This window comes from Vallitalea longa (assembly GCF_027923465.1).
GTDB classification, from domain to species: domain Bacteria; phylum Bacillota; class Clostridia; order Lachnospirales; family Vallitaleaceae; genus Vallitalea; species Vallitalea longa.
Genome location: NZ_BRLB01000089.1, coordinates 1 through 255, shown reverse-complemented (window position 1 = coordinate 255; position 255 = coordinate 1). Strand labels below are relative to the sequence as shown.

Sequence of the window (255 nt, the reverse complement as noted above, 5' to 3'; positions counted from 1 at the left end):
GGAGATGAATCGGAACGGTTTTTAATCTTTAACTCCTGCTTGAGGGCGAATATATTTCTCAATCATTTCTATTGTTGCTCCTCCAGTTGTTAAAATGCAATAACTTCTACTCCAAAATACGGGTTTATAGTAATATTCTTTTAAATATTCACTATGTTTTTTCCTAATCAGTCTTGAAGAAACAGTCTTCAAAGTATTAACTAATTTTGCTAATTCCACTTGGGGAGGTGTTTCAAATAGTAAGTTCTTTGTTAA

1 protein-coding gene is annotated in these 255 nt (G+C 31.8%); it reads right to left on the bottom strand.

Annotation, left to right across the window (positions count from 1 at the left end):
• Window positions 1–21: 21 nt before the first annotated feature.
• Window positions 22–255 (bottom strand): IS200/IS605 family transposase (gene tnpA / locus QMG30_RS24940; protein WP_281819940.1); only part of this gene is annotated, 234 nt, incomplete at its 5' end.